Here is a 25,768-nt window from a genome sequence, read left to right as displayed (position 1 = left end):
CCTTCAACGGCCACCAGTTGCGCGACAAGGGCCTCGGCCCCGCGCTCGGCCCGCAAGGGGCGGCGATCCTCGCCGAACTCCTGCGCGCGCGGGGCTTCGTGGCGCGGATGGCGCGGTCGGACTGGCTGCTCCATCCCCGGGACGCGGCGCTTCAGCGCGAACTGGCGAAAGGCGTCGCCCGGGCGGCGGAGGAATGCGGCTGCCCGGGAGCGGAGGACTGGCTTCAGGCGCGGCTCGCCGCGATCGCGGGCGGGATTTCCTCCGCGGTGGTCGGCCATGTCGATCTGCTCGCGCTGCCCGAAGGGTCGAGCGCGCAATCGAAGATCACGTCGGTGTCGAGCCCGTAGACCGCCGTCCTCGGCCGGAGCGCCTGCGAGAGCCGGTCGATCGGAGAGGTGCGGAGCCCCGAGGGCCCCGCGCCGATGATGAGCGGCGCGACGCCCACGTGCAGCCGGTCGAGCAGCCCGGCCTCCAGGAAATGCGCGATGGTCGTGCCGCCCCCCTCCACCAGCACGCGGCGAAGGCCGCGCGCCAGCAGCGCGTCGCGGATCGCGCGGGGGTTCATCACATGCTCGCGCGAGGGCAGGGTGATCACCTCGACCCCGTCGGGCCGGCGGCGGGGAACCGACTGGATCACGATCCGGTGCGCGCTCGCGTCGCTGAGCAGCCCCGCCTCGTCGGGCAGCCGGCCGCGCGGATCGAGGACGACGCGGACCGGATGGCGCCCCGGCACATGACGCACCGTCAGCCGCGGATTGTCGGCGAGCGCGGTCCGCACCCCGATCACCACCGCGTCGGCGAGCGCCCGGCAGCGGTGCAGATGGCAGAGCCCCTCGTGGCCGGAGACATCGGCCGCGTCGCCGCTGACCGTCGCCACCCGCCCGTCGATCGACTGACCGACCTGGGCGAAGAAATATGGGCCCGGATCGGCCCCGCCGGCGATCGGCGCGTAGAGATCCCAGGCCGCCCGCTCGGCCGCGCTCCAGTCGGGGCCGGGGGCGCGGCGCGCGCCCTCGCGGAGCCCGAGCAGCGTCGACCAGACCCCCTCGGTCACTTCGGCTTGGCGCATCTCTCTCCGTCCCCCCGACTTTTCGCGCCCGGGAAACGCGGTCCGCCCTCGGGCGGTTCCACCGCTTCGGCGCCCGAGGATAGAGCAGGCGGCGCGAAATGTCGCGCCTTGCCCGAGCCTTGAACTCGCGCCGGGTTTCGCGCTCTATGAACCGCCGATCCGCCGAGGAAAGCCGATGCGTCCAGACCAAGCTCCCCCCCCGTTCCGCAGGGCCGCGCTCGCGCTCGCGGCCGGGCTCGCCCTCGCGCCGGCGGGCGCGCGCGCCGACGGGCTCGACACCGCGGGCGATGTGCTGAAATACGCTCTGCCCGGCGCCGCGGCGGTCTGCGCCTGGAAGCAGGAGCGCCTCGCGAGCTATGCGACCGGCTTCGGCGTCATGGCGCTGAGCGTCGAGGGGCTGAAATACGGGCTGGGCGATTCCGGGATTAACGAGCGGCCGAACGGCGAGTCGCATGGCTTCCCCTCCGGACATACCGCCGCCGCCGCCTCCGGGGCCACCGATCTCTCGCTCAACTGCGCCCCCGGCAACCCTTGGGTCGCGGCCGGGACCGCGGCCGCCACGGTTCTCGTCGGCGCCTCGCGCATCGACACGGACGAGCATGACCTGGTCCAAGTGCTCGCCGGCGCCGCGATCGGCTTCTTCTCCACCGGCATCCGGCTGGAGCGGACCGCGCATGGCGGCTACGGGCTGAGCTACAGCCTCAACTTCTGAACCCCGGGCACCCGGCCGGGTGGAATTCCCGGACCGGGCCTTTATCTTCACGCCTCGGCGCGGCTCGCCGGTTCCCGGAACGGGGCGGCGAGCGAAGGCGCGCACGGGGCCGCGGGGATGACGACGATGAGCGAGAGGAACGCAATGGGCGAAGCGACGCCGCGGGAGGCGCCGGAGGCCGCGCTCGCCTTCGTCGAGGCCGGAAGGGGCGCGGCGATCGCGACGGTCATGGAAACCTGGGGCTCCGCCCCCCGGCCCGCCGGCGCGCAGCTCGCGATCAGCGGCGACGGCGCGCTCGTCGGCTCCGTCTCCGGCGGCTGCGTCGAGGGCGCGGTCGCGGCGGAGGCGGTCGCGGCGCTCGCGGATGGAAAGCCCCGGCTGCTCGAATACGGCGTCGCCGACGAGGACGCCTTCTCCGTCGGCCTCGCCTGCGGCGGCACGATCCGGATCCTGCTCGAGCCGGTGGGCGGGGCGGGACCGGACCCGGAGATGCTGGCGGAGATCGTCGCGGCGCGGGCGGCGCGCCGGGGCGTCGTGCTCGCGACCCGGCCCGGCGACTGGGCGCACAGGCTGATCGCGGATCCGGGCGATCCGCTCTGGCCGGAGGCGGAGGCGGCGCTCCGCGCCGACCGCTCCGGCTTCGCGGGGGAGTGGTTTCTCTGCGCGCATGCCCCCGCGCCCCGGCTCGTCGTCGTCGGGGCCGCGCATGTGGCGCAGCATCTCGCGCCGATGGCGCGGATCGCCGGGTTCGACGTCACCGTGATCGACCCGCGCTCCGCCTTCGCGACCGAGGCGCGGTTTCCGGGCACGCGGGTGATGGTGGATCTGCCCGACGAGGCGCTGGCCGAGGTCGGGCTCGATTCCCGCGTCGCGGTGGTGACCCTGACCCATGATCCGAAGATCGACGATCCGGCGATCGTCGCGACGCTCGCGAGCGACGCCTTCTACCTCGGCTGCCTCGGCTCGCGAAAGACCCATGCCCAGCGGCTGGAGCGGCTCGCCGGGCTCGGCGAGGCGCTCGGGCGGATCCACGCGCCGGTTGGTCTCGCGATCGGCGCGCGCACGCCCGCGGAGATCGCCGTCGCGATCCTGGCCGAGATCGTCGCGCGGCTGCGCGCATGAGGGCGGCGCCCGTCGACCTCGTCCTGCTCGCGGCGGGCGCGGGCCGGCGGATGGAGGGGCGGGACAAGCTGCTCGAACCGGTCGAGGGTCGCCCGCTCCTCGCCACGCTCGTGGCCCGCGCGCGCGCGAGCGCGGCGCGGGAGGTGCTGGTCGTGCTGCCGCCGGGGGCGGCGGCGCGGCGGGCGGCGCTCGCTGGCCTCGCCGCGCGGATCGTGGAGGCGCCCGATCACGCCGAGGGCATGGGGGCGTCGCTGCGCGCTGGCGTCGCCGCGCTCGCGCCCGACGCGGGGGCGGTGATCGTGATGCTGGGCGACATGCCGGAGGTGACGGCGGCGGGGATCGACGCGCTGATCGCCGCGCATCGGGCGGGGGCGGCGATCTGCCGGGCGGTGGAACCCGGCGTGGCATCCGGCGGCGCGCCCGGCCACCCGGTGCTCTTCGACCGCCGCTTCCTGCCCGCGCTCGCCGCGAGCGCGGGGGACGCGGGCGCGCGGGCGCTGATCCGGGCCGAGGGGCCGCGCGTGGTCGCGGTGCCGCTCGCCGGCGCCGCGGTCGATCTCGACACGCCGGCGGACTGGGCCGCCTGGCGCGCGGCCCGTCCCGGCCGCTAGCGCCGGTTCGCGGTGGCGAGCTCGATGTTGAAGAGCGACCGGCTCGGCCGGACGCGGGTGTCGAGGCTCGTGATCTGGACGCTGGTGCGCTGCCCGGTCCGGGTGATGACCTGCCACCCCCGGAGCGCGATCGGATCGGCGCCGAAGCGCATGACGATCCGCCCCTCGTCGCGCGCCTTCGGATCGACGACGGTGATGTCGGTCGTCCCGTCGGCGTCGCGCGTGGCGCCGAGCACCATGCCGGGTTCGGCCAGCGAGATGTCGTCGCGCAGCAGCAGCGAGAGCGGCGTCTTCGAGAGCGGGTAGCGCGTCGGCCCCCGGTTCGACTTCGGATCGAAGACCCCGACCCAGGAGCCGTCGGCGATCACCATCGCGCCCTTGGGCGCGTCGTATTCGAAGCGGATCCGGCCCGGCTTCGCCAGGGTGAAGGTCCCGGTCTGGGTCGAGCCGTTCGGATTGGTCTGCCGGAAGCGTCCCTGCGCGACGCGGAGCCCGCGCAGATAGGCGTCGATGGCGGTCACGTCGACCGGCTGCGCCAGCGCCGGCGCGCCGAGGGAGCCGAGAAGCGGCAGGGCGAGCGCCGCGCGGAGAAGGTCACGTCGTTTCATGGCGATGGATATAGCCCGGCGCCCGGCCCGCTGGCGAGGGGCGCCCGTTCACATTCCGGCGGACACCGCCGCGCCTCAGCTTCGCCGGTCGACGATCTGCCCCGGCAGGAAGAACGTCCCCTCGGAGAAGCCGCGCGCCGCCTCCGTCGCGGCGAGGCGGCGCTGGCGGTGCGGAACGCCGTCCGAGACGGGCGCGCTCAGCCCCAGGGCGAGCGGAACGGGCCGGAGGGGGCGCGCGGGCGGCGCGGCCGCGACCTCCACCACCACATGGGCGCGGGGCCGTGGGCGGGGAGCCGAGGCATGGGCGAGGCGGATCCGGATCATTGCGATTCCCCCGAAAATTCTCCGAGACTTCGCGTCGATCCTAACGCGAATTGCCGGGAACCGGGGCCGAACCTTGCCGGAACGTTAACGCGTCAGATCACGAACTGCTGCCCGAGTTCCAGCACCCGGTTCGAGGGCAGGCTGTAGAAGCTCGTCGCATCCGAGGCGGCCTTGGTCAGCGTGATGAAGAGCCGGTCCTGCCAGAGCGGCATCCCCGAATGCCGCGACGGCTTGAAGGAGCGGCGGTTGAGGAAGAACGAGGTGCTCATGATGTCGAACTTCACCCCCTGCTTGCGCGCCATGGCGAGCGCGCGGGGCACGTTCGGCTGTTCCACGTAGCCGAAGCTCAGCGTCACCCGGATGAAGTTCTCGTCGAGATGCTCGATCACCACGCGTTCGGATTCGGGCACCGTCGGCGTCGTCGCGGTATTCACCTTCACGATCAGGTTGCGCTCGTGCAGCACGTAATTGTGCTTGAGGTTGTGCATGAGCGCGGAGGGGGCGATGTCGGGATCGGAGGTCAGGAAGACGGCGGTGCCCGGCGCGCGGGCGAGCTTGGGCTTGCGCAGCATCGCGATGAGCGAGAGCAGCGTGACCGCGTCGGTGCGCGCCTTGCGCTGCACGATGCCGGTGCCGCGCACCCAGGTCCAGATCAGCAGGCAGACGATGGCGGCGATCACGAGCGGCACGTAGCCGCCGTCATGCACCTTCATGAGGTTCGCGCCGAGGAAGAAGCTCTCGATCACGAGGAGCGGCGCGATCACCGCGACGACGGCGGCGAGCGGCCAGCGCCAGACGCGGCGGAAGACGACCGTCGCCATCAGCGAGGTGATCACCATCGTCCCGGTGACGGCGATGCCATAGGCGTTCGCGAGCGCCCCGGAGTTCTGGAAGCTCAGGACGAGGATCAGCACGCCCGCGAGCAGCGTCCAGTTCACGCGCGGCATGTAGATCTGGCCGACCTCCTTCTCGGAGGTGTGCCGCGCCTCGAGCCGGGGCAGGAGGCCGAGCTGGACCGCCTGATGCGTGATCGAATAGGCCCCGGTGATGACCGCCTGGCTCGCGATGATGGTGGCGAGCGTCGCGAGCAGCACCAGCGCCGGCAGGCCCCAGGCGGGGGCCATCAGGAAGAACGGATTGACGAGCGTGTCGGGCCGCGCGAGCACGAGCCCGCCCTGGCCGAGGTAGTTGACCGCGAGGGCGGGAAAGACCAGCCCGCTCCAGGCGACCCGGATCGGGCCGCGGCCGAAATGCCCCATGTCGGCGTAGAGCGCCTCCGCGCCGGTGACGGCGAGAAAGACCGAGCCCATCACCGGCAGCGCGCCGAAGCCGTGGCTCGCCACGAAGCCGACCGCGCGCGCGGGATTGAGGGCGTGGAGGATCGCGAGATTGTCGCTGACATGCAGCAGGCCGAGCCCGCCCATCGTCAGGAACCAGACGAGGGTGATCGGCCCGAAGAAGCGCGAGACGAGCTCGGTGCCCTGGCTCTGCACCGCGAAGAGCGCGACGAGGATCGCGATGGTGATCGGCAGCACATAGGGCGCGAAGCCGGGCTCGATCAGTTCCACGCCCTCGATCGCGGACAGGACCGAGATCGCGGGCGTGATCACCGCGTCGCCGTAGAAGAGCGCGGTGCCGAGGATCCCGAGGACGAGCAGCGCCGGGGTCCGGCGCCCGACCGCGCGCTGCGCCAGCGCGAGGAGCGAGAGCGTGCCGCCTTCGCCCCGGTTGTCGGCGCGCAGGATGAGCACGACGTATTTGAAGCTGACGATCAGGATCAGCGTCCAGAGCAGCATCGAGACGATGCCGATCACCTCCGCCCGCGTCAGCCCGTCGCGCGCCGCGGTGCCGAGCGCCTCGCGCATCGCATAGAGCGGGCTCGTGCCGATATCGCCATAGACGACTCCGATCGAGCCGAGAACGAGCTTCCAGAAATGCGACCGCGGATGCGCGGCCTGGTCCTGAGCCACCTGGGCTGTCGTCATCGGAAGTCCCGCGCCAAGGAACGAGACCGTCCGTTTACCGCGGGCGCCGGAGCGTCACAAGGCCGCGAGCCGCGTCAGCCCGCGCCGGCCCGCGCCGGCGCGATGGCGCGCCGGAAGAGATGGACGAGATGGGCCTCGGCCGCTGGAAAATGCGCGCCTCCGGCGGTTCCGAGGATGCCGCGGATCTGGGCGTCGAAATCGGCGTAGTGCTGGGTCGCGGCCCAGATCGAGAAGATCAGGTGATGGGGATCGACCGGTGCGATCAGACCCGCCTCCGACCATCCCCGGATGACGGCGGCCTTCTCCTCCATCAGCGCCCTGAGCGGGCCGCCGATCCGGTCGGCGATCCGGGGCGCCCCCGCGAGAACCTCGCCGGCGAAGAGACGGCTTTCGCGCGGGAAATCCCGCGACATGCGGAGCTTGCGCACCACATAGCCCTCGATCTCGGCCGCCGGGTCGCCCTCGGGATCGAGCGCGCGCAAAGGCTCGAGCCAGGTGTCGAGCAGCCGGTCGAGCAGCGCGCGGTGGATCTCGTCCTTCGAGGCGAAGTAGTAGAGCAGGTTCGGCTTCGAGAGCCCGGCCGCCTCGGCGATCTGGTCGAGCGTGGCGCCGCGATAGCCCTGGGTCGAGAAGGCGTCGAGCGCGGCGGCGAGGATCGCCTCGGTCTTCTCGCGCTGGATCCGGGTCGGATTGGCGCGGGCGGCGGCGCGGCTCACGCGCGGGTGTCTCCGGCTTCGCACGGGGATCGGATCATGGCCGCGGCCGGGCTCCCTGGATTGCGCTTGACGCCGCGGACGCCGGTGATAGCGTCCGTTTTTGACCGTTTGGTCATAAGACCAGAGTTTGCCTGGCGGGTCGAGTGTCATCGCCCCCGCGGGCGGCCATCCCGAGGAAAGCCAGCGATGTCCGAACGTTCCGCAGCGAGCCTTTCGGCCCCGAACGACCTCAGGGCGTTCTGGATGCCCTTCACCGCGAACCGCCAGTTCAAGAAGGCGCCGCGGATGCTGGTCGCGGCCGAGGGGATGCATTACACGACCTCGGACGGGCGCCGGATTCTCGACGGCACCGCCGGGCTCTGGTGCTGCAACGCCGGGCATTGCCGGCCGGCGATCACGAAGGCGATCCAGGACCAGGCGGCGGAGCTCGACTACGCGCCGGCCTTCCAGATGGGCCATCCGAAGGCCTTCGAGCTTGCGAACCGGCTCGTCGACATCGCGCCCGAGGGCATGGAACACGCGTTCTTCTGCAATTCCGGCTCCGAAGCCGTTGAAACCGCGCTGAAGATCGCGATCGCCTATCAGCGGGCGATCGGGCAGGGGTCGCGTACCCGGCTGATCGGGCGCGAGCGCGGCTATCACGGGGTGAACTTCGGCGGCATCTCGGTCGGCGGCATCGTCAACAACCGCAAGGTCTTCGGCACGCTGCTGACGGGCGTCGACCACATGCCGCATACCCATCTGCCGGGAAAGAACGCCTTCTCGGTCGGCCAGCCCGAGCACGGGGCCGAGATCGCCGACGAACTCGAGCGGATCGTGACGCTGCACGACGCCTCGACCATCGCCGCGGTTATCGTCGAGCCGGTCGCGGGCTCGACCGGCGTGCTGATCCCGCCGAAGGGCTATCTGAAGCGCCTGCGCGAGATCTGCTCGAAACACGGCATCCTGCTGATCTTCGACGAGGTCATCACCGGCTTCGGCCGGACCGGCGCGGCCTTCGCGGCGGAGAAATACGGCGTGGTGCCGGACATGATCACCTGCGCCAAGGGCATCACCAACGGCGTGATCCCGATGGGCGCGGTGCTGACGACGGCGGCGATCCACGACGCCTTCATGACCGGTCCGGAGAACCTGATCGAACTCTTCCACGGCTATACCTATTCCGGCACGCCGATCGCCGCCGCCGCCGGGATCGCCACGCTCGACACCTACCGCGAGGAGGGGCTCTTCGAGCGCGCCGCCGACCTCGCGCCCTACTGGGCCGAGGCGCTGCATTCGCTCAGGGACTGCCCGCATGTCATTGATATCCGCAACGAAGGCCTGATCGGCGCGGTGGAGCTGGAGCCGATCCCGGGGCAGCCGACCGCGCGCGCCTTCCAGGCCTTCCTCGACGCCTACGAGAAGGGGATCATGATCCGCACCACCGGCGACATCATCGCGATGTCGCCGCCGCTGATCATCGGGAAGGGGCAGATCGACGAACTGGTCGGGACGCTCCGCGACGTGCTGACGGGGCTGAAATGATGCCGAGGACCGGCGAGAACTTCCGGATCGACGGTGCCCGGCTCTGGGACAGCATCATGGAGATGGCGAGGATCGGGCCGGGCGTCGCGGGCGGCAACAACCGCCAGACGCTGACCGACGCGGACGCCGAGGGGCGGGCGCTGTTCAGGACCTGGTGCGAGGCGGCGGGGCTCACGCTCGGCGTCGACGCGATGGGGACGATGTTCGCGACGCGCCCCGGCGAGGATCCCGACGCGCTTCCGGTCTATGTCGGCTCGCATCTCGACACGCAGCCGACGGGGGGCAAGTACGACGGCGTGCTCGGCGTGCTCGGCGCGCTAGAGGCGGTGCGCTCGATGAACGACCTCGGGATCCGCACGAAGCATCCGATCGTCGTCACCAACTGGACCAACGAGGAAGGCGCGCGGTTCGCCCCGGCGATGCTCGCCTCCGGCGTCTTCGCCGGGGTGATCGACCTCGACTACGCCTACGGCCGGACCGATCTGGACGGACTGAGCTTCGGAGAGGAACTGGAGCGGATCGGCTGGAAGGGCGATGAGGAGGTCGGCGCGCGCAGGATGCACGCTTATTACGAGCTCCACATCGAACAGGGGCCGATCCTCGAGGCCGAGGAGAAGGAGATCGGCGTCGTCACCCATTGCCAGGGGCTCTGGTGGCTCGAATTCACGCTGACCGGCAAGGAGGCGCATACCGGCTCGACGCCGATGCCGATGCGGGTGAACGCGGGGCTCGCGATGGCGCGGATCTTCGAGATGGTGCAGGAGGTCGCGACGGGCGAGCAGCCGAACGCCGTCGGCGGGGTCGGCCAGGTGAAATTCGCGCCCAACTCGCGCAACGTGCTGCCGGGGAAGGTGGTCTTCACCGTCGACATCCGCTCGCCGGAGCAGGAGAAGCTCGACCGGATGCGCGCGGAGATCGAGAAGCGGGCGACGACGATCTGCGAGGTGCTCGGCGTCGGATGCGCGGTGGAGCCGGTCGGGCATTTCGACCCGGTGACCTTCGCGCCGGACCTGGTCGCGACGGTGCGCGGCGCGGCGGAGAAGCTCGGTTACTCGCACCGCGACATCATCTCCGGGGCGGGCCACGATGCCTGCTGGGCGGCGAAGGTCGCGCCGGCGACGATGGTGATGTGCCCCTGCGTCGACGGGCTCAGCCACAACGAGGCCGAGGAAATCACGCCCGACTGGGCCGAGAAGGGCGCCAACGTGCTCTTCCACGCGGTGCTGGAGACGGCCGGGGTGGTCCGGTGAAAAACCGCCGCGCCTCCGCCCGGCGCTAGGTCCCGGCTTGTCGGGAGAGACGGCGGAGCGCCTGCCGGGGCTGGACGCGGGGCGGGCGCTCGCGGCGATCGGCGTGGTGTTCTTCCACGCGAACAACTACTTCCTGCCCGTCGTTGCGATACCGGGTGAGGACGCGGGCAGTTTCTGGCGCCTCGGCCAGCACGGGGTGGAGTTCTTCTTCGTGCTCTCGGGTTTCCTTGTCCTCCTCCGCCACCGGCGCGGCGACCGGGGCGAGGCGGTGGCGGCGGCCTTCCTGCTCGGCCGCGCGCGGCGGCTGCTGCCGCTCTACTGGACGGTCCTCGCCTGCGTCGCGCTCGGCATCGCGCTCGCTCCCGCCTTCGGGCTCCATCTCGGCGCGGGGCGGCTGAGCGCGGAGCGACTGCTGGCCTCGCTGGTCCCGCTGCCCGGCGCCGAGGAGCCAGTGCTGCGTGTCGCCTGGACGCTGGGGCGGGAGGCGCTGTTCTACATGCTCTTCGCGCTGGTCCTGCTGCGCCCGGCCCGGTTCCGGCCGCTGTTCCTCGGCTGGATGGCAGCCTCGGGGCTCACGGTATTCATGGCCCCGCCGGCGCCGCTCGACGCGGTGCTTTCGCCGTTCGATCTCTGTTTCGGCCTCGGGATGCTCGCGGCCCTTGCCCGGGAGCGCCTTCCGGCGGGCGCGGCGGCGCCGCTCGCGACGCTCGGCCTCGCGATCGTGCTCGCCGGGGCGGCGGGCGAGATGACGGGGCCGGGCTGGGGCGAGGCGGCGCGGGTGGCGATCTTTGGGCCGGGCTCGGCGCTTCTCGTGCTCGTGCTGGCGATGGCGCGGCGCGTGCCCCGGATGCTCGTCGCGCTGGGAAGAGGCTCCTTCGCGATCTACCTCGTCCATGGCTCCGCGCTCGCGCTGGTCGCGCCGGCAGCGCGGCGGCTGCCGGGCGCCGCCGCGCTGCCGCCCGCGGCGATGCTGGCGCTGCTGACCGGGACCGCCGTCGCGGCCGGGATGCTGGTCCATCGCCTCGTCGAGGGTCCGCTCGTCGCGGCGGCGCGTGCGCGGCCATCCGGGCGCGCCGCCCCGGCCGAGACCCGCTGAGCCTCGGGCCGGGGCGGTCCCGATCAGGCGGGAAGCCGGGCGTCGTATTCGGCCCTGAGCCGCGCCCAGGCGTCCCAGAACGGCGCCGGCTCCACGCTCCGCGCCCGCGCCACCAGCACGTCGAGATGCGCGTGCCAGCCGGCGGAGACGCCGAGCAGCATCGAGCGCCGCGGCAGGTCGCGATGCGTCAGCGTCAGGAGCACGCGCGTGCCCTTCGGCTCCAGCGTGATCGCGACGCCGCCGGTCTCCTCCCAGGTGAAGGCGAGGCGGCGGGGCGGGTCGTATTCGGTCACGGTGGCCTTCATCCGGTGCTCGGCGCCGAAGCCTTGGGGTTTCGCGCCGGGCGGATCGGTCAGCTCGTCGTTGCGCCAGATGAACTCCGCGGCGCCACCGACCCGGGGCTCCATCTCCCCCGCCGCGAGCCAGCGCGCGCGCAGCGCGCCGTCGGTGAGATAGTCCCAGATCCGCTCGACCGGCCCGGGCAGGATCCGCTGGATCGTGAGCGTCATCGGCCCGGTGAGCGCGCCATAGGCGTCGACCGGGACCATGTCCGGGGCCATGTCAGTCGTCATCTCGTTCATCCTTCTCTCCTTCCCGTTGGTGTTCCGCCGCCGCCTTCGCATCCTCCTCGCGGAGCAGGCGGTCGAGCGTGTCGAGCCGGTCGGTCCAGAAGCGTTCGTAGAAGCCGAGCCAGTCATGCGCCCGCGCGAGCGGCTCGGGCGCCAGCCGGCAGACATGCGTCCGCCAGCGGATCTCGCGCCGGATGAGGCCGGCGCTCTCCAGTACCTTGATGTGTTTCGAGGCGGCGGCGAGCGTCATCTCGAAGGGCTCGGCCAGTTCGCTCACGCTCTTCTCTCCATCGGCCAGCGCGCGGAGCATCCGCCGCCGGGTGGTGTCGCCAAGGGCGTGGAAGATCGCGTCGAGCCGGGGTGCTTCTGATTCAACCATGTGGTAAATCTACGTTCCACGCGACCATCAGTCAACCGATTCGTAAAATGAAACGCGCGCCCGCCTCAGGCCCCTTGCCCGGCGGAGCGAAAAGCGGTCTGCTGCGGTTGTCGAGGCAAGGAGAGCGGCATGAGCACCACGGTCATCAAGGGCGGAACCATCGTCACCGCCGATCTCACCTACGAGGCCGACGTGCTGATCGAGGGCGGGAAGATCGCCGCGATCGGGCCGGATCTCGCGGGCGACACGGTGCTCGACGCCTCGGACGCCTTCGTGATGCCCGGCGGGATCGACCCGCATACCCATCTCGAGATGCCGTTCATGGGCACCTATTCGGCGGATGATTTCGACAGCGGCACGCGCGCGGCGCTCGCGGGCGGGACGACGATGGTGGTCGATTTCGCGCTGCCGAGCCCCGGCCAGTCGCTTCTCGACGCGCTCAAGGCCTGGGACAACAAGTCGGCCCGCGCCCATTGCGACTACTCGTTCCACATGGCGGTGACCTGGTGGGGCGAGCAGGTCTTCGACGAGATGAAGGCGGTGACGGAGAAGGGGATCAACACCTTCAAGCATTTCATGGCCTACAAGGGCTCGCTGATGGTCAATGACGACGAGATGTACGCCTCGTTCCGCCGCTGCGCGGAACTGGGCGCCATCCCGCTCGTCCATGCCGAGAACGGCGACGTGGTGGCCGAACTTTCCGCCCGGCTGCTCGCCGAGGGCAATACCGGCCCCGAGGCGCATGCCTACTCCCGGCCCGCGCAGGTCGAGGGCGAGGCCACGAACCGCGCGATCATGATCGCCGACATGGCCGGCGTGCCGCTCTACGTGGTCCATGTCTCCTGCGAGGACGCGCACGAGGCGATCCGGCGGGCGAAGATGCTGGGCAGGCGCGTCTGGGGCGAGCCCTTGATCCAGCACCTGACGCTCGACGAGAGCGAATACTTCAACCCGGACTGGGACCACGCCGCGCGCCGGGTGATGTCGCCGCCGTTCCGCGACAAGCGCAATCAGGACTCGCTCTGGGCGGGGCTGGCGTCGGGAACGCTCTCCTGCGTCGCGACCGATCATTGCGCCTTCACCACGGCGCAGAAGCGCTTCGGCGTCGGGGATTTCACCAAGATTCCGAACGGAACCGGCGGGCTCGAGGACCGGCTGCCGATGCTCTGGACCCAGGGCGTCGAGACCGGCCGGATCACCCCGAACGAATTCGTCGCCGTCACCTCGACCAATATCGCGAAGATCCTGAACTGCTATCCGAGGAAGGGCGCGGTGCTCGTCGGCGCGGACGCCGATCTGATCGTGCTCGATCCGAGGAAGGAGAAGACCATCTCCGCCAGCACGCAGCAATCGGCGATCGATTACAACGTCTTCGAGGGCAAGACGGTGCGCGGGCTGCCGCGCTACGTGCTCTCGCGCGGGCGGGTGATGGTCGACGACGGCGCGCTGAGGCCGGCCGAGGGCCATGGCGAGTTCGTCGCGCGGCCCCCGGCCGGCCCGGTCTCGAAGGCGCTCTCGGCCTGGAAGGAGCTGACCGCGCCCCGGCCGGTGGAGCGCGCGGGCATCCCGGCGAGCGGGGTATGACCCCCGGCCGGGCCGTCTGGCGGCGCGCCGTGGCGCTGGCGGCGGGGCTCATGCTTCCCGCCGGCTGCGCGAGCCTCGGGCCGGGCGTGCCGGTCAGCGTCGCGACGGCGGACGGCTCGGCGCGCTACGAGGGTGAGCGGACGCGGGGGCGCGCCTCGGATTCCGTCGCGCTCTCCACCCAGGACGGCGCCGATTGCGCGGGCGACCTCCGCCAGACGAAGGAGACCGCGACCGGCCGGCCGGCGGCCTTCGGCGCGATCCACTGCGCCGACGGGGCCTCGGGCATCCTGCTCTTCTCCGGCGGGCCGGAGGCGACCGGCGGCGCCGTCAGCGGCGTGATGGCGCGCCGCCCGGTCCGGGGCGGCTGGGGCGACGGGCCGGGAGCGGGCGCGTGAGCGCGAACGCTCCGGTCATCGAGGCAAGCGGCCTCGACCTCGTGTTCCGGACCGCCGATGGCCCGGTCCACGCGCTCCGCGACGTGAACCTCTCGATCGGGCGGGGCGAGTTCGTGAGCTTCATCGGCCCCTCGGGCTGCGGCAAGACCACCTTCCTGCGCTGCGTCGCGGCGCTCGAGACGCCGACCGGCGGCCGGCTCGCAGTCAACGGGATGAGCCCGGACGCGGCGCGGCGCGCGCGCGCCTATGGCTATGTCTTCCAGGCCGCCGCGCTCATGCCCTGGCGAACCATCGCGGGCAACATCCGCCTGCCGCTCCGGATCATGGGCTACCCGAAGGCCGAGCGGGAGGAGCGGGTCGCGCGCGTGCTCCGGATGGTCGAACTTGGCGGTTTCGAGAAGAAATACCCCTGGCAGCTTTCGGGCGGGATGCAGCAGCGCGCCTCGATCGCGCGCGCGCTCGCCTTCGACGCCGACCTCCTCTTGATGGACGAGCCCTTCGGCGCGCTCGACGAGATCGTGCGCGACCGGCTGAACGAGGAGCTGCTGGCGCTCTGGGCGCGGACGGGCAAGACGATCTGCTTCGTCACCCATTCGATCCCCGAGGCGGTCTATCTCTCGACGCGCATCGTCGTGATGAGCCCGCGGCCGGGCCGCGTGACGGACGTGATCGAAAGCCCGCTCCCGCGCGAACGCCCGCTCCACATCCGCGAGAGCGCGGATTTTCTCTCAATCGCCGCGCGGGTGCGCGACGGGCTCCGCGCGGGCATCGGCGCGGAGGTCTGAACGCGAAACTGGCGCCTCGGAGAAGGCGCCCGTCGATTTCCCGCCGCCGTCGGAGATTACATCGCTTCCGCCGGGCCGAGGCGCAGGAAATCGGTCTCGCCGGAACTGTCGTCGACGCCGTCGTTGTCGGTGACCGCGTAGGCGGCGCCGGAGGCGTCGATGGCGAAGCCCTCGACCTTGTCGACCACATAGCCCTTCGGCGCGGCGAGATCGGGCAGCAGGTCGCGCACCATTTCCTTGGTCACCACCGGAAGTTCGCCCCCGAGCGGCGCGGGCTCGAGCTCGGAGATCGCGACCCGCGTGATCCGCTTCACCTTCGCCGCCGTCCCGATCCGGTTGTCGCGCTCGATCAGGTAGACGTGATCGCCATGCGCGCTGATCTCGGAAAGGCCGATCCAGCCGCCCTCCGGCGCCGGGTCGAGCGGGTAGCGCACCGCGCCCCAGATCTCGGCCTCGGGGTCATAGGCGAGGAGCTTCGCCGCGCCCTTCGGGTCGTCGCCCCATTCGCGCTGGACCGCGACCCAGAGCTTGCCATCGACCATCGTCACGCCCTCGGCGCCGAAGCGCGTCTCGGCGCCGGCGAGTTCCTCGGGGAAGGCGATCTCCTCCGCGACGGCGCCCTCGGCATCGACATGGATCAGCGCGTGCGGGATCAGCTTGTCGCGGTTCCCCTCGTTGGCGAGCCAGAAGCCCCCTTCGCCGTCGGGCGCGATCCCTTCGAGGTCGAGCTTCCGCGCCGGCGCGCCGTCGCGGGTGACGTCGATCGCGCGGGTGATCCGGGCGGGCGTCGCGGTGGCGTCGATCTCGAAGATCCGGGGCTCTCCGCCATAGAAGCTGTCGCTGACCGCGTAGAGCTTGCCCGGGGTTTCCGGATCGGCCGCGAGACCCGAGAGCGCGCCCCAGCCGATGAGTTCCGGGGCGCCCGCCGAGGTGATCGTCGGATAATCCGGCGCCGCGACATCCTGGAGCGCGTAGAGCATCACGTGAGACCGCGCCGCGCCGTCCTCGACCAGATCGGCCTCGTTCGCGGTGACGAGCAGGCGGCGCGACGGGATCGCGACCGCCCCCTCGGGCGAGACGCCGGAGGGCAGCAGCTGGCGCAGGTCCGGCTGCCCGTCCTTCATCCCGTAGACTCCGACCACCGAGGCGCGTTCGGTCAGCACGAAGAGATAGTCCTCCTCGCCGAAACGCGCGAATTCGAGCCCCTCCGGCTCCACCCCCTTCGCATCCGAGCGCTTGTCGGGATACTGGCCGATCTCGACGATGGCCCGTTCGAGGGCCGGGCCGCTCTCGTAGGCGAGCGATCCGTCGCGGTTCAGGACCGAGAAGCCGCGCGAGCCGCCCTGCCAGTCGCCCTCGTTGGCGATGGCGAGCCGGTCGGCGCTCACCCACTGGACCGCGTCGGGCTCGCGGCGCACGCCCTTCGCGCTCTCGGTGAAGGAGAGCCGCCCGTCGTCGGAGAGATCGACGCCGTCGAGATCGACGGTTCCGGCGGAAAAATGCGCCAGCACCTCGCCGGTCCGGTCGAGGATCACGACGTGGTTGTTCTCCTGCAGCGTCACCGCGATCTCGCCCGCCGCGTTCACGTCGACGAATTCCGGCTCCGGATCCTCCGGTGCGATCTCCGCGAGTCCGGTCACAGCGGCGCGGATCAGCCCGGCGCAATCGACCGCGCCCTCCCTGAGCGGCGCGATCGCGACGTGGCCCGCCGGCATCTGCGGAAGCGCGCCGTCGTTCAGATCCTCGTCGCGCTCGTTCTCGACCGCGACCGCGACGAAGCTCCCGTCCGGCGCCACCGCGACCGAATCCGGCTGACCGCCGAGTTCGCAGGAGCCGGTCTCGGCGCGCGTCGCGATGTCGACGGTGGCGAGGCGGCCCGAGGGATTGGCGTGGCTCTCAGAAGTGTTGACGCCGACGAAGACCGTCCCGCCCCGCGTCGCGACCGAGGTGGGCTCGCCCCCCATCGCGAGGCTGCCGAGCCCCTTCGGCGCGGCGGGATCGGCGATGTCGACGAAGCCGATCTCCTCGTTCGGGCTGTCGCTGTAGATCACCACCATCCCGTCGCCGCTCGCCGTCACGATCTCCGCCGAGGTCGGCGTGGCGGGATCCGTCCCCTCGGGCAGGTTCTCCGCGACCGGGAAGGAGGCGATCCGGTTGAAGAAGGGTTCCGCCAGCGCCGGCGTGGCGAGCGTGAGCGCGGCCAGCGAGACGAGGCAGGCGGCGGGGGGCCGGGTGATCGGCATGAAGGGCTCCATCGCGAAAAGAGGATCGCGCCTTCATCGACGCGCGGGATGACGCTTTCATGTCGTCCCCGCGTCGGTTTCGTGACCGCCCGCCCGCGCGAAATCCGCGTGGACGCGGCGGCGATAGCTGCTAACCTTCGCCCATGCCGGCTGTTTTCATCCCCGTACCCGATCCGCGCGAGGCGTCGGAATGACCGCCCGGGGCGCGCTCGCGCCGGTCCTGACCGTGCTCGCGGTGCTCGTCGCGGTCTGGTATCTCGCCGCCATCGCGCTCAACGCGCCGATGGCGCGGGACGCGGCCGCGCGGGCCGGGGCGCCGCTCTCGGGGCGCGCGCTTGTCGAGGCGACGCTGAGCCAGGAGCGGCCGCGGCTGCCCGCGCCCGACCAGATTGTCGCCGAGGTCTGGAAGACGACGGTCGAAATGAATCCGACCTCGAAGCGGAGCCTGATCTACCATTCCTGGGTCACGCTCTCGGCCACGCTGACCGGCTTCGCGCTGGGGACGGGCCTGGGCGTGCTGCTCGCCATCGGCATCGTGCGCGACCGGACGATGGACGCGAGCGTGATGCCCTGGGTGATCGCGAGCCAGACGATCCCGATCCTCGCCATCGCGCCGATGATCATCGTGGTCCTGAATTCGGTCGGCGTGACAGGGTTGCTGCCGAAGGCGCTGATCTCAATGTATCTTTCCTTCTTCCCGGTCGTGGTCGGCATGGTGAAGGGCTTCCGCTCGCCCGACGCGATCCTGGTCGATCTCACCCGGACCTGGAACGCGACGGCGGGCCAGGCCTTCCGGAGCCTGCGCTGGCCCGCCTCGGTGCCCTTCCTCTTCGCCTCCTTGAAGGTCGCCGCGGCGGCGAGCCTCGTCGGCGCGATCATCGGGGAGCTTCCGACCGGGGCGGTGGCGGGGCTCGGGGCGCGGATGCTCTCGGGCAGCTACTACGGCCAGACGATCCAGATCTGGGCCGCGCTCTTCATGGCGGCGCTCATGGCCGCCGCGCTGATCGCGGTGATCGGCCTCGCGGAGCGGGGCGTCGCGCGCGCGATGGGCGCGCGGCGGGAGGGCGCGCGATGAACCTCTGGATCCTCGCCGCGCTCGCCGTCTGGATCGGGGGATGGGCGCTCAACATCTGGCTGGCGCGGCGGCCCGGGCGGATCGCGCGGATCGCGCCGCCGCTGGTCTTCGGGCTCTCGCTCCTCCTGTTCTGGGAGTTCATCGTGCGGGGCCTTCAGGTCTCGCCCGTGCTCCTGCCGAGCCCCAGCGCCATCCTCGCCCGGATCGCGTCGAGCGGGCCGATCCTGCGCGAGGATGTGACGCAGACCTTCTTCAAGGGCGCGCTCGGCGGCTATGCGATCGGCTGCGGCGCGGCCTTCCTGACCGGGATCGTGGTCGACCGGTTCGACTTCCTGCGCCGGGGGCTGCTGCCGATCGGCAATTTCGCGAGTGCGCTGCCGATCGTCGGCATGGCGCCGATCATGGTGATGTGGTTCGGCTTCGACTGGGAATCGAAGGCCGCGGTCGTCGTGCTGATGGTGTTCTTCCCGATGCTCGTGAACACGGTGCTGGGGCTCGAGGCCGCGGGCGCGATGGAGCGCGACCTGATGCGCACCTATGCCGCGAGCCACGCGCAGGTGCTATGGGCCCTGCGCCTGCCGGCGGCCGCGCCGTTCCTGTTCAACGGGCTCAAGATCTGCGCCACGCTGGCGCTCATCGGCGCCATCGTCGCGGAATTCTTCGGCTCGCCGACGCGCGGCATGGGGTTCCGGATCTCGACCGAGGTCGGGCGGCTCGCGCTCGACATGGTCTGGGCCGAGATCGCCGTCGCGGCCCTTGTCGGCTCAGCCTTCTACGGGCTCGTCGCGCTTCTCGAGCACTGGGCGACCTTCTGGCATCCGTCGCAGCGGCGCTGAACCCTCAAGCCGCTTGAAAAGCGCCGCGCGGCCCGGTTTGATCGCCTGCGCGTCCGAAGGGGCGAGGGCGGTTTCGAGCCAAGGAGTATCGACCAAAATGACCATCCGTATCGCAGCCCTCGCCGGAGCCTCGGCGCTGCTCCTCTCCGCCGCCGCGCGGGCCGAGGACGTGACGCTGCAGCTCAAGTGGGTGACCCAAGCGCAGTTCGCCGGCTATTACGTCGCGCAGGAGAAGGGCTATTACGAGGACGAGGGGCTCGACGTCACGATCAAGCCCGGCGGCCCGGACGTGGCGCCGGCGCAGGTGCTCGCGGGCGGCGGCGCGGATGTGATCGTCGACTGGATGCCCTCGGCGCTCGCCGCGCGCGAGAAGGGCCTGCCGCTCGTCAACATCGCTCAGCCGTTCAAGCGGTCGGGGATGGAACTGACCTGCCGGAACGATTCGGGCGTGACCAAGACCGCCGATTTCCCCGGCCACACGCTGGGCGTCTGGTTCGGCGGCAACGAATATCCGTTCCTCTCCTGGATGTCGAAGCTCGGCTATTCGACCGATGGCGGCCCGGAGGGCGTGACGGTGCTGAAGCAGGGGTTCAACGTCGACCCGCTGTTGCAGAAGCAGGCGGCCTGCATCTCGACGATGACCTACAACGAATACTGGCAGGTGATCGACGGCGGGCTGACGCCCGAGGAACTCACCGTCTTCAAGTACGAGGACGAGGGCGTGGCGACGCTCGAGGACGGGCTCTACGTGCTCGAGGACAGGCTGAAGGATCCCGCCTTCGTCGAGACGATGGCGAAATTCGTGCGCGCCAGCATGAAGGGCTGGAAATACGCCGAGGAGAACCAGCGGGAGGCGGCCGACATCGTGCTCGAGAACGACGCGACCGGCGCGCAGACCGAGGAGCACCAGGTCCGGATGATGGGCGAGATCGCGAAGCTGACCGAAGGCTCGGACGGCGCGCTCGACCCGGCCGATTACGAGCGCACGGTCAAGACGCTGCTGACCGCGGGCTCCGATCCCGTGATCACCAGGGAGCCCGAGGGCGCCTGGACCCATTCGGTGACCGACAGCGCGCTGAGGTAGGGCGGACATCTGTCCGCCTTCCACGCCCATGCCGCGAGACGGCGGACGGATGTCCGCCCTACGAGAGGTGCCCGATGACCTTCACCCCCGAGAAGCTCGCGCGGCTCAAGGCGCGCTACGCCGACGATCCCGGCGGGCGGATGTACGATCCCACCTATGCGAAGGTCGCGGCGAAGGTGTTCAGCCGGGGGGCGCGGCCCGCGCCCTTCGTCGGCGTGCCGACCTTCCTGACCGCGCCCTTCCGGCAGGTCGATCCGGCGGCGCCGGACTTCTCCGGGCTCGACGTCGCGATCACCGGCGTGCCGATGGATCTCGGGGTCGGAAACCGCGCGGGCACGCGCTTCGGGCCGCGTGCGATCCGGGCGATCGAGCGGGTGGGGCCGTATAATCACGTCCTGAAATGCGCGCCGATCCACGACCTCCGCGTCGCGGACGTGGGCGACGTGCCGTTCCGGGGGCGCTACGGGCTCCACGAGAGCCACGCCGATATCGAGGCCTGGATCGGCGCGATGGTGGGGCAGGGGGTGATCCCGCTCTCGGTCGGGGGCGATCACTCGATGACGCATCCGATCCTGCGCGCGGTCGGGCGCGACCGGCCGGTCGGCCTCGTCCATATCGACGCGCATTCCGACACCGGCGGCCCGTTCGACGGCGAGCGCTTCAACCACGGCGCGCCCTTTCGCAACGCGGTGCTCGACGGCGTGCTCGATCCCGAACGCACGATCCAGATCGGGCTGCGCGGCGCCTCGGGCTATCTCTACGAATTCGCCGAGGAAAGCGGCATGACGATGCTGAACGCCGAGGAGGTGGCCGAGATCGGCCCGAAGGCGGTGGTCGAGCGGGCGAAGGCGGTGATCGGCGACGGGCCGACCTATGTCTCCTTCGACATCGACAGCCTCGATCCCGCCTTCGCGCCCGGGACCGGCACGCCGGAGATCGGCGGGCTCACCACGCGCGAGGTCCAGGCGATCCTGCGCGGGCTCGATGGCATGAACATCGTCGGCGGCGACGTGGTCGAGGTCGCGCCGCAATACGACGCGACGACGAACACCGCGCACGCCGGGGCGCAGATGCTGTTCGAGATCCTGAGCCTGATGGTCGCGAGCCCGGCGGTGCGCGGATGAACGGGAACCTCTTCGCCCGGCTCGCCGCGCGCTTCCCGGCCGATGCCTCGACCGTCGCGATCGAGACGCCGGAGGGGCGCGCGATCACCTATGCCGATCTCCTCGCCGCCTCCGGCCGGATGGCCGCCGTCCTGCGGGCCGAGGGTGTCGTGCCCGGCGACCGGGTGATGGTCCAGGTCGAGAAATCGCCCGAGGCGGTCTTTCTCTACCTCGCCTGCCTGCAGGTCGGCGCGATCTACCTGCCGCTCAACACCGCCTATACCGCCTCCGAGCTCGCCTATTTCATCGCGGACGCCGAGCCGCGCGTGCTCGTCTGCGATCCCGGCGCCGAGGCGGCGCTGCGCCCGCTCGCGGAGCGGGTCGGGGCGCTTCCCCTGACGCTCGACGCCGGGGGGCGCGGCGGGCTGACGACGGCCGCGCTCGCGAAGGCGCCCGACACGGCCGTGGCGGCGCGCGCCGGGGCGGATGTCGCGGCGATCCTCTACACTTCGGGCACCACCGGGCGGTCGAAGGGGGCGATGCTGACCGGGGACAATCTCTGGTCGAACGCGCTGACGCTGAGCGAGGCCTGGGGTTTCTCCGGCGCCGACGTGCTCCTCCACGCGCTGCCGATCTATCACACGCACGGGCTCTTCGTCGCGCTGAACCTGACGCTGATGAACGGCGGGCGGGTGCTGTTCCTGCCGAAATTCGACGCCGAGCTGATCCTCGAACTGATGCCGCGCGCGACCGTGCTGATGGGCGTTCCGACCTTCTACACGCGGCTCCTCGCCAGCCCGCGGCTGACCCGGCCCCGCGCGCGGGCCATGCGGCTCTTCATCTCCGGCTCCGCGCCGCTGCTCGCGCAGACGCATGTCGAGTTCGAGGCCCGGACCGGCCAGCGCATCCTGGAGCGCTACGGCATGACCGAGACGGGGATGAACACGTCGAACCCGCTCGAAGGCGACCGGCGGGCCGGGACCGTCGGCCCGGCGCTGCCCGGCGTCGAACTCCGGCTCGGCGATCCGGCCGCCTCCGGCTACCGCCCCGCCGAGGGGGTGGGCGTGCTGGAGGTGCGCGGCCCGAACGTCTTCGCGGGCTACTGGCGGATGCCGGAAAAGACCGCGGCCGAGAAGCGCGCGGACGGGTTCTTCATCACCGGCGATCTCGCGACGATCTCGGAGGACGGTTATGTCACCATCGTCGGCCGCGCCAGGGATCTGGTGATCTCGGGCGGGCTCAACGTCTATCCCAAGGAGGTGGAGGAAGCCATCGACGCGCTGCCGGAGGTGATCGAGAGCGCGGTGATCGGCGTGCCGCATCCCGATCTCGGCGAGGCGGTGGTCGCGGTCGTGGCGACGCGGGGCGATCCGGGCGATGTGACCGGGGCGCTGCGCGGCCGGCTCGCGGCCTTCAAGCTGCCCCGTCACGTGGCCCTGGTCGAGGACCTGCCGCGCAACGCGATGGGCAAGGTCCAGAAGGCGGCGCTGCGGGAGCGGTTCGCGGGCCTCTTCGCCTGAACCGGCACCGGCGCGCCTTGGCGGGCGCGCCGGCCGGGAGGATCAGGAACGGGCCGGCTTCCTCAATAGGGCGCCCACATCATCTGGGCCGTCACGCCGATGCCGAGCCCGGCGCCGCCGAGCGCGGGGCGGGGCAGGACGCCGCCGATCACCTGCTCGATCGCGCCGAAGACCGACCGGCCGCCGGGCTCGCGTGCCTCGAGACGGATCTGGTCGCCCGGCTCGACCGGGCGGCGGATCAGGGTGGGGCCGCCGATCAGGCTGCCCGCCTCCACCGCGCCGGCCTCCGCGGCCCGCGCGATCAGCGCGGCGAAGGTGTCGCGGCCGCCGACCGGGCAGGTCGGACCGAAGGCCTGGCCGTTGATCGTCAGCCGGGGCGCCAGCATCCAGTCGCCGGGGCCGAGCGCATCCGGGGTGACGGCCGCCGGGGCGAAGCAGACCGGCTCCGTTCCGTCCTCGATATCCGGCCCGAAGAAGGTCAGCATCAGGAGCGCGAGGCGGATCGTGGCGCCGGCCTCCGCCGCGCCGGCCCCCGCGGCGACCGGTCCGGCGGCGACGGCGAGCGAGACGGCGACTTCCGTGGCGGGGGGCAGCGGCCCGCGCGGATCGAGGAATCCGTCGGCGGTGATCGGGCGCAGCATCGGCGCCGCGTCGTCCGGTCCGGCCGGAGCGCGCGCGATCAGGAGGCGCGGCCCGTGCGGCAGCGGCGACTGGGCGCCGCGTTCGTGGAAACGCTCCATCGGCTGCGCGCCGCCGTCGAGGCCGCGGGCCACGATCTCAAGTTCGGAGGCGACCCGGTCCCAGTCCTCGAGCGCGCGGAGCAGGCTCGGCGCCACGTGGCCGACGTCGGTGGCATGGATCACGTCGCTGTCGATCACGACCAGACGGCCGTCGCCGGTCCCGTCGCGCAGCGTGCCGAGCTTCATCGCCGGATCTCCCGGGCGAGGGCCGCGGGCGGGGCGGCGGTGCCCCATTCGAACACGCGAGGCGCGCGCGCGGCGGCGCGGACGGACGGAAAGTTCATGGCTCTTCCTCCCAAACTGCCAGGCCGGCCCGTTAACCGGGATCCGTTCACGAGGCATTGCAGAATGTTTCGCATGCCGGGGCCTCAAGTCAAGCGAGCAGGCGCCTGAGACCCGGGCGATCGCCCGGCGAGCGGCGTCCGCGGGCGGAGAACCGCCCGGCGGTCGGGCCGGGCGGGGAGGGATGCAATCAGTAGGCGAGCATTTCCGTCAGGCGCGCACGGCGCCGAACCGGGCGAGGCCGAGGACCTCGAGCACCTTGGCCTCGATATGCTCGGCGCTCATCCCGGCGGCCGCGTACATGCGCGCCGGGCTGTCCTGGTCGATGAACGTGTCCGGGAAGACCATCGAGCGGAAGCGCAGCCCGCCGTCGAACACGCCTTCCTCGGCCAGAAGCTGCGCCACATGGCTGCCGAAGCCGCCGACCGCGCCTTCCTCGATCGTGATCAGCGCGTCGTGGCGCGCGGCGAGCGAGAGGATGAGCTCGCGGTCGAGCGGCTTGGCGAACCGCGCGTCGGCCACGGTCGGGCGGATGCCGCGCGGCGCCAGCGCCTCGGCGGCGCGCAGCGCCTCGTGCAGCCGCGCGCCGAAGCTCAGGATCGCGACGCCCGCGCCCTCGCGCAGCACTCGGCCCTTGCCGATGGGCAGCACCTCGCCGCGCTCGGGCATGTCGACGCCCTCGCCCTCGCCGCGGGGGAAGCGGAAGGCGGAGGGGCGGTCGTCGATCGCGGTGGCGGTGGCGACCATGTGGACGAGCTCCGCCTCGTCCGCCGCCGCCATCACGACGAAATCGGGCAGGTTCGCGAGGAAGGCGATGTCGAAGGCGCCGGCGTGGGTCGGCCCGTCAGCGCCGACGAGCCCCGCGCGGTCGATCGCGAAGCGCACCGGCAGCCGCTGGATCGCCACGTCATGCACCACCTGGTCGTAGCCGCGCTGCAGGAAGGTCGAGTAGAGCGCGCAGAAGGGCTTCATCCCGGCGGCGGCGAGCCCGGCGCAGAAGGTGACGCCATGCTGCTCGGCGATGCCGACGTCGAAGCAGCGGTCGGGAAACCGCTCGGCGAAGAGGTTGAGCCCGGTGCCGTCGGGCATGGCCGCGGTGACGGCCACGATCTTCTCGTCGTGCTGCGCCTGCCGGATCAGGCTGTCGGCGAAGACGCGGGTATAGCTCGGCGCGTTCGAGGGCGCCTTGGCCTGCGCGCCGGTCGCCACGTCGAATTTCGAGACGCCGTGATACTTGTCCGCCGACCGTTCCGCCGGGGCATAGCCCTTGCCCTTGCGCGTCAGCGCGTGGATCAGCACCGGCCCATGCGCGCGGGCCTTGGCGACGCGCAGGATCGAGACGAGCTGCTCCATGTCGTGCCCGTCGATCGGCCCGACATAGGAAAAGCCGAGATCCTCGAAGAGCCGGCCGCCGACGGCCGCGGATTTCACGAGGTCGCGCGCCCGTTTCGCACCCTCGCGCAGCGGCCCGGGCAGCAGGTTCACCGCGCTCTTCGCCGCGGCGTAGAGGTCCTGGAACGGCTCGCCCGCGTAGAGCCGCGAGAGGTAGGAGGACATCGCCCCGACCGGGGGGGCGATCGACATCTCGTTGTCGTTGAGGATGACGAAGAGCCGCGTTTTCAGATGGCCGGCGTTGTTCATCGCCTCGTAGGCCATGCCGGCGGACATCGATCCGTCGCCGATGACGCAGACCACGTCGCCCACGTCCTTCGCACCGAGGTCGCGCGCGACGGCGAAGCCGAGGCCCGCGGAGATCGAGGTCGAGGAATGCGCCGCGCCGAACGGGTCGTAGACGCTCTCGGCGCGCTTGGTGAAGCCCGAGAGCCCGCCGCCCGCGCGCAGCGTCCGGATCCGGTCGCGCCGGCCGGTCAGGATCTTGTGCGGATAGCACTGGTGGCCGACGTCCCAGATCAGCTTGTCGCGCGGCGTGTCGAAGACGGCGTGGATCGCGACGGAAAGCTCGACGACGCCGAGCCCCGCGCCGAGATGGCCGCCGGTGGTCGAGACCGCCGAGATCGTCTCGGCGCGCAGTTCCTCCGCGGCGCGGGCCAGTTCCGGGATCGAGAGGCCGCGCAGATCGGCCGGCCGCTCGATCCGGTCGAGGAGCGGCGTGCGCGGCGGGTTCTCGGGGCTGGGGTTCGGCTGGTCGGGCATCG

At 71.5% G+C, this 25,768-nt stretch carries 24 protein-coding genes; 14 read left to right on the top strand and 10 right to left on the bottom strand.

The features are described from left to right. Positions 1-223: 223 nt before the first annotated feature. Entirely contained in the window at positions 224-1,069 is an 846-nt protein-coding gene (locus FJM51_RS04045) for a RibD family protein (protein WP_140452823.1), read from the bottom strand. Positions 1,070-1,244: 175 nt separating this feature from the next. Between FJM51_RS04045 and FJM51_RS04040 the strand changes: the two genes are divergently transcribed. From FJM51_RS04040 to FJM51_RS04030, 3 genes are all read left to right on the top strand, one after another. Beyond that, entirely contained in the window at positions 1,245-1,781 is a 537-nt protein-coding gene (locus tag FJM51_RS04040) for a phosphatase PAP2 family protein (protein WP_140452822.1), read from the top strand. 126 nt (positions 1,782-1,907) lie between these two features. Then, entirely contained in the window at positions 1,908-2,903 is a 996-nt protein-coding gene (locus tag FJM51_RS04035; RefSeq protein ID WP_233712964.1) for an XdhC family protein, read from the top strand. Next, entirely contained in the window at positions 2,900-3,514 is a 615-nt protein-coding gene (locus tag FJM51_RS04030; protein WP_140452821.1) for a nucleotidyltransferase family protein, read from the top strand. The genes FJM51_RS04035 and FJM51_RS04030 overlap by 4 nt, the downstream gene beginning before the upstream one ends. Here FJM51_RS04030 and FJM51_RS04025 read toward each other — a convergent pair. The 4 genes from FJM51_RS04025 to FJM51_RS04010 all read right to left on the bottom strand — a co-directional run bounded on the left by FJM51_RS04025 (position 3,511) and on the right by FJM51_RS04010 (position 7,147). Next, positions 3,511-4,122 (bottom strand): LolA family protein, encoded by a 612-nt coding sequence (locus FJM51_RS04025; RefSeq protein WP_140452820.1) that lies wholly within the window; start codon positions 4,120-4,122, stop codon positions 3,511-3,513. The two genes, FJM51_RS04030 and FJM51_RS04025, sit on opposite strands and share 4 nt — an antisense overlap. A gap of 75 nt (positions 4,123-4,197) precedes the next feature. Then, entirely contained in the window at positions 4,198-4,446 is a 249-nt protein-coding gene (locus FJM51_RS04020) for a hypothetical protein (RefSeq protein ID WP_140452819.1), read from the bottom strand. Between the two features lie 92 nt (positions 4,447-4,538). After that, complete coding sequence (locus tag FJM51_RS04015; protein ID WP_140452818.1) at positions 4,539-6,431, bottom strand: potassium transporter Kup; 1,893 nt, start codon at positions 6,429-6,431, stop codon at positions 4,539-4,541. A 74-nt stretch (positions 6,432-6,505) separates the two neighbouring features. Then, positions 6,506-7,147 (bottom strand): TetR family transcriptional regulator C-terminal domain-containing protein, encoded by a 642-nt coding sequence (locus FJM51_RS04010; RefSeq protein ID WP_233712963.1) that lies wholly within the window; start codon positions 7,145-7,147, stop codon positions 6,506-6,508. 186 nt (positions 7,148-7,333) lie between these two features. Between FJM51_RS04010 and aptA the strand changes: the two genes are divergently transcribed. From aptA to FJM51_RS03995, 3 genes are read left to right on the top strand one after another with little or no spacing between them, the layout of a single operon-like run. Further along, complete coding sequence (aptA, locus tag FJM51_RS04005; RefSeq protein ID WP_140452816.1) at positions 7,334-8,671, top strand: omega-aminotransferase AptA; 1,338 nt, start codon at positions 7,334-7,336, stop codon at positions 8,669-8,671. Next, positions 8,671-9,921 (top strand): Zn-dependent hydrolase, encoded by a 1,251-nt coding sequence (locus FJM51_RS04000; protein ID WP_210240211.1) that lies wholly within the window; start codon positions 8,671-8,673, stop codon positions 9,919-9,921. Before aptA ends, FJM51_RS04000 begins: the two co-directional genes overlap by 1 nt. A 37-nt stretch (positions 9,922-9,958) precedes the next feature. Next, positions 9,959-11,017, top strand: coding sequence for an acyltransferase family protein (locus FJM51_RS03995; RefSeq protein ID WP_140452814.1), 1,059 nt, complete (start codon positions 9,959-9,961; stop codon positions 11,015-11,017). A gap of 23 nt (positions 11,018-11,040) precedes the next feature. Here the strand turns inward: FJM51_RS03995 and FJM51_RS03990 are convergent, their stop codons facing one another. Continuing rightward, the gene (locus FJM51_RS03990) at positions 11,041-11,598 is read right to left on the bottom strand and encodes an SRPBCC family protein (protein WP_210240202.1); all 558 of its coding nucleotides are present in this window, start codon (positions 11,596-11,598) and stop codon (positions 11,041-11,043) included. Beyond that, entirely contained in the window at positions 11,579-11,965 is a 387-nt protein-coding gene (locus FJM51_RS03985) for an ArsR/SmtB family transcription factor (RefSeq protein WP_140452813.1), read from the bottom strand. Before FJM51_RS03985 ends, FJM51_RS03990 begins: the two co-directional genes overlap by 20 nt. A gap of 129 nt (positions 11,966-12,094) precedes the next feature. On the opposite strand from FJM51_RS03985, the gene hydA reads away from it, so the two are divergent. The 3 genes from hydA to FJM51_RS03970 are packed head-to-tail and all read left to right on the top strand — an operon-like array spanning position 12,095 to position 14,729. Continuing rightward, entirely contained in the window at positions 12,095-13,549 is a 1,455-nt protein-coding gene (gene hydA / locus FJM51_RS03980; protein ID WP_140452812.1) for a dihydropyrimidinase, read from the top strand. After that, entirely contained in the window at positions 13,546-13,944 is a 399-nt protein-coding gene (locus tag FJM51_RS03975; protein WP_140452811.1) for a hypothetical protein, read from the top strand. Before hydA ends, FJM51_RS03975 begins: the two co-directional genes overlap by 4 nt. Next, positions 13,941-14,729 carry an ABC transporter ATP-binding protein gene (locus FJM51_RS03970; protein WP_140452810.1) on the top strand — a complete coding sequence of 263 codons (789 nt, stop codon included), beginning with the start codon at positions 13,941-13,943 and terminating at the stop codon, positions 14,727-14,729. Before FJM51_RS03975 ends, FJM51_RS03970 begins: the two co-directional genes overlap by 4 nt. A gap of 56 nt (positions 14,730-14,785) precedes the next feature. On the opposite strand, the gene FJM51_RS03965 is transcribed toward FJM51_RS03970, so the two are convergent. Continuing rightward, complete coding sequence (locus tag FJM51_RS03965; protein WP_140452809.1) at positions 14,786-16,972, bottom strand: esterase-like activity of phytase family protein; 2,187 nt, start codon at positions 16,970-16,972, stop codon at positions 14,786-14,788. A gap of 190 nt (positions 16,973-17,162) precedes the next feature. Here FJM51_RS03965 and FJM51_RS03960 point away from each other — a divergent pair, with 190 nt between their 5' ends. From FJM51_RS03960 to FJM51_RS03940, 5 genes are all read left to right on the top strand, one after another. Further along, entirely contained in the window at positions 17,163-18,047 is an 885-nt protein-coding gene (locus tag FJM51_RS03960; protein WP_140452808.1) for an ABC transporter permease, read from the top strand. Beyond that, the gene (locus FJM51_RS03955) at positions 18,044-18,883 is read left to right on the top strand and encodes an ABC transporter permease (RefSeq protein WP_140452807.1); all 840 of its coding nucleotides are present in this window, start codon (positions 18,044-18,046) and stop codon (positions 18,881-18,883) included. Before FJM51_RS03960 ends, FJM51_RS03955 begins: the two co-directional genes overlap by 4 nt. Positions 18,884-18,980: 97 nt before the next feature. Then, entirely contained in the window at positions 18,981-19,967 is a 987-nt protein-coding gene (locus tag FJM51_RS03950) for an ABC transporter substrate-binding protein (protein WP_140452806.1), read from the top strand. A 74-nt stretch (positions 19,968-20,041) separates the two neighbouring features. Next, entirely contained in the window at positions 20,042-21,091 is a 1,050-nt protein-coding gene (speB, locus tag FJM51_RS03945) for an agmatinase (RefSeq protein ID WP_140452805.1), read from the top strand. Beyond that, a complete protein-coding gene (locus FJM51_RS03940) occupies positions 21,088-22,590 on the top strand; it encodes a malonate--CoA ligase (RefSeq protein WP_140452804.1) in 1,503 nt (500 codons plus the stop codon). The genes speB and FJM51_RS03940 overlap by 4 nt, the downstream gene beginning before the upstream one ends. A gap of 62 nt (positions 22,591-22,652) precedes the next feature. Here FJM51_RS03940 and FJM51_RS03935 read toward each other — a convergent pair whose 3' ends face one another. Then, entirely contained in the window at positions 22,653-23,516 is an 864-nt protein-coding gene (locus tag FJM51_RS03935) for a hypothetical protein (RefSeq protein WP_140452803.1), read from the bottom strand. 306 nt (positions 23,517-23,822) lie between these two features. Continuing rightward, positions 23,823-25,766 (bottom strand): 1-deoxy-D-xylulose-5-phosphate synthase, encoded by a 1,944-nt coding sequence (gene dxs, locus FJM51_RS03930; protein ID WP_140452802.1) that lies wholly within the window; start codon positions 25,764-25,766, stop codon positions 23,823-23,825. Positions 25,767-25,768: the final 2 nt, after the last annotated feature.

The organism is Amaricoccus solimangrovi (assembly GCF_006385685.1).
Lineage (GTDB): Bacteria > Pseudomonadota > Alphaproteobacteria > Rhodobacterales > Rhodobacteraceae > Amaricoccus > Amaricoccus solimangrovi.
This window is presented reverse-complemented; position numbering and strand designations above follow the sequence as displayed.

Coding starts and splice junctions, on each gene's coding strand:
- FJM51_RS04045 (WP_140452823.1), bottom strand. CDS start 1,069: ATGCGCCAAGCCGAAGTGACCGAGGGGGTCTGGTCGACGCTGCTCGGG.
- FJM51_RS04040 (WP_140452822.1), top strand. CDS start 1,245: ATGCGTCCAGACCAAGCTCCCCCCCCGTTCCGCAGGGCCGCGCTCGCG.
- FJM51_RS04035 (WP_233712964.1), top strand. CDS start 1,908: ATGAGCGAGAGGAACGCAATGGGCGAAGCGACGCCGCGGGAGGCGCCG.
- FJM51_RS04030 (WP_140452821.1), top strand. CDS start 2,900: ATGAGGGCGGCGCCCGTCGACCTCGTCCTGCTCGCGGCGGGCGCGGGC.
- FJM51_RS04025 (WP_140452820.1), bottom strand. CDS start 4,122: ATGAAACGACGTGACCTTCTCCGCGCGGCGCTCGCCCTGCCGCTTCTC.
- FJM51_RS04020 (WP_140452819.1), bottom strand. CDS start 4,446: ATGATCCGGATCCGCCTCGCCCATGCCTCGGCTCCCCGCCCACGGCCC.
- FJM51_RS04015 (WP_140452818.1), bottom strand. CDS start 6,431: ATGACGACAGCCCAGGTGGCTCAGGACCAGGCCGCGCATCCGCGGTCG.
- aptA (WP_140452816.1), top strand. CDS start 7,334: ATGTCCGAACGTTCCGCAGCGAGCCTTTCGGCCCCGAACGACCTCAGG.
- FJM51_RS04000 (WP_210240211.1), top strand. CDS start 8,671: ATGCCGAGGACCGGCGAGAACTTCCGGATCGACGGTGCCCGGCTCTGG.
- FJM51_RS03990 (WP_210240202.1), bottom strand. CDS start 11,598: ATGAACGAGATGACGACTGACATGGCCCCGGACATGGTCCCGGTCGAC.
- FJM51_RS03985 (WP_140452813.1), bottom strand. CDS start 11,965: ATGGTTGAATCAGAAGCACCCCGGCTCGACGCGATCTTCCACGCCCTT.
- hydA (WP_140452812.1), top strand. CDS start 12,095: ATGAGCACCACGGTCATCAAGGGCGGAACCATCGTCACCGCCGATCTC.
- FJM51_RS03975 (WP_140452811.1), top strand. CDS start 13,546: ATGACCCCCGGCCGGGCCGTCTGGCGGCGCGCCGTGGCGCTGGCGGCG.
- FJM51_RS03965 (WP_140452809.1), bottom strand. CDS start 16,972: ATGCCGATCACCCGGCCCCCCGCCGCCTGCCTCGTCTCGCTGGCCGCG.
- FJM51_RS03960 (WP_140452808.1), top strand. CDS start 17,163: ATGACCGCCCGGGGCGCGCTCGCGCCGGTCCTGACCGTGCTCGCGGTG.
- FJM51_RS03955 (WP_140452807.1), top strand. CDS start 18,044: ATGAACCTCTGGATCCTCGCCGCGCTCGCCGTCTGGATCGGGGGATGG.
- FJM51_RS03950 (WP_140452806.1), top strand. CDS start 18,981: ATGACCATCCGTATCGCAGCCCTCGCCGGAGCCTCGGCGCTGCTCCTC.
- speB (WP_140452805.1), top strand. CDS start 20,042: ATGACCTTCACCCCCGAGAAGCTCGCGCGGCTCAAGGCGCGCTACGCC.
- FJM51_RS03940 (WP_140452804.1), top strand. CDS start 21,088: ATGAACGGGAACCTCTTCGCCCGGCTCGCCGCGCGCTTCCCGGCCGAT.
- FJM51_RS03935 (WP_140452803.1), bottom strand. CDS start 23,516: ATGAAGCTCGGCACGCTGCGCGACGGGACCGGCGACGGCCGTCTGGTC.
- dxs (WP_140452802.1), bottom strand. CDS start 25,766: ATGCCCGACCAGCCGAACCCCAGCCCCGAGAACCCGCCGCGCACGCCG.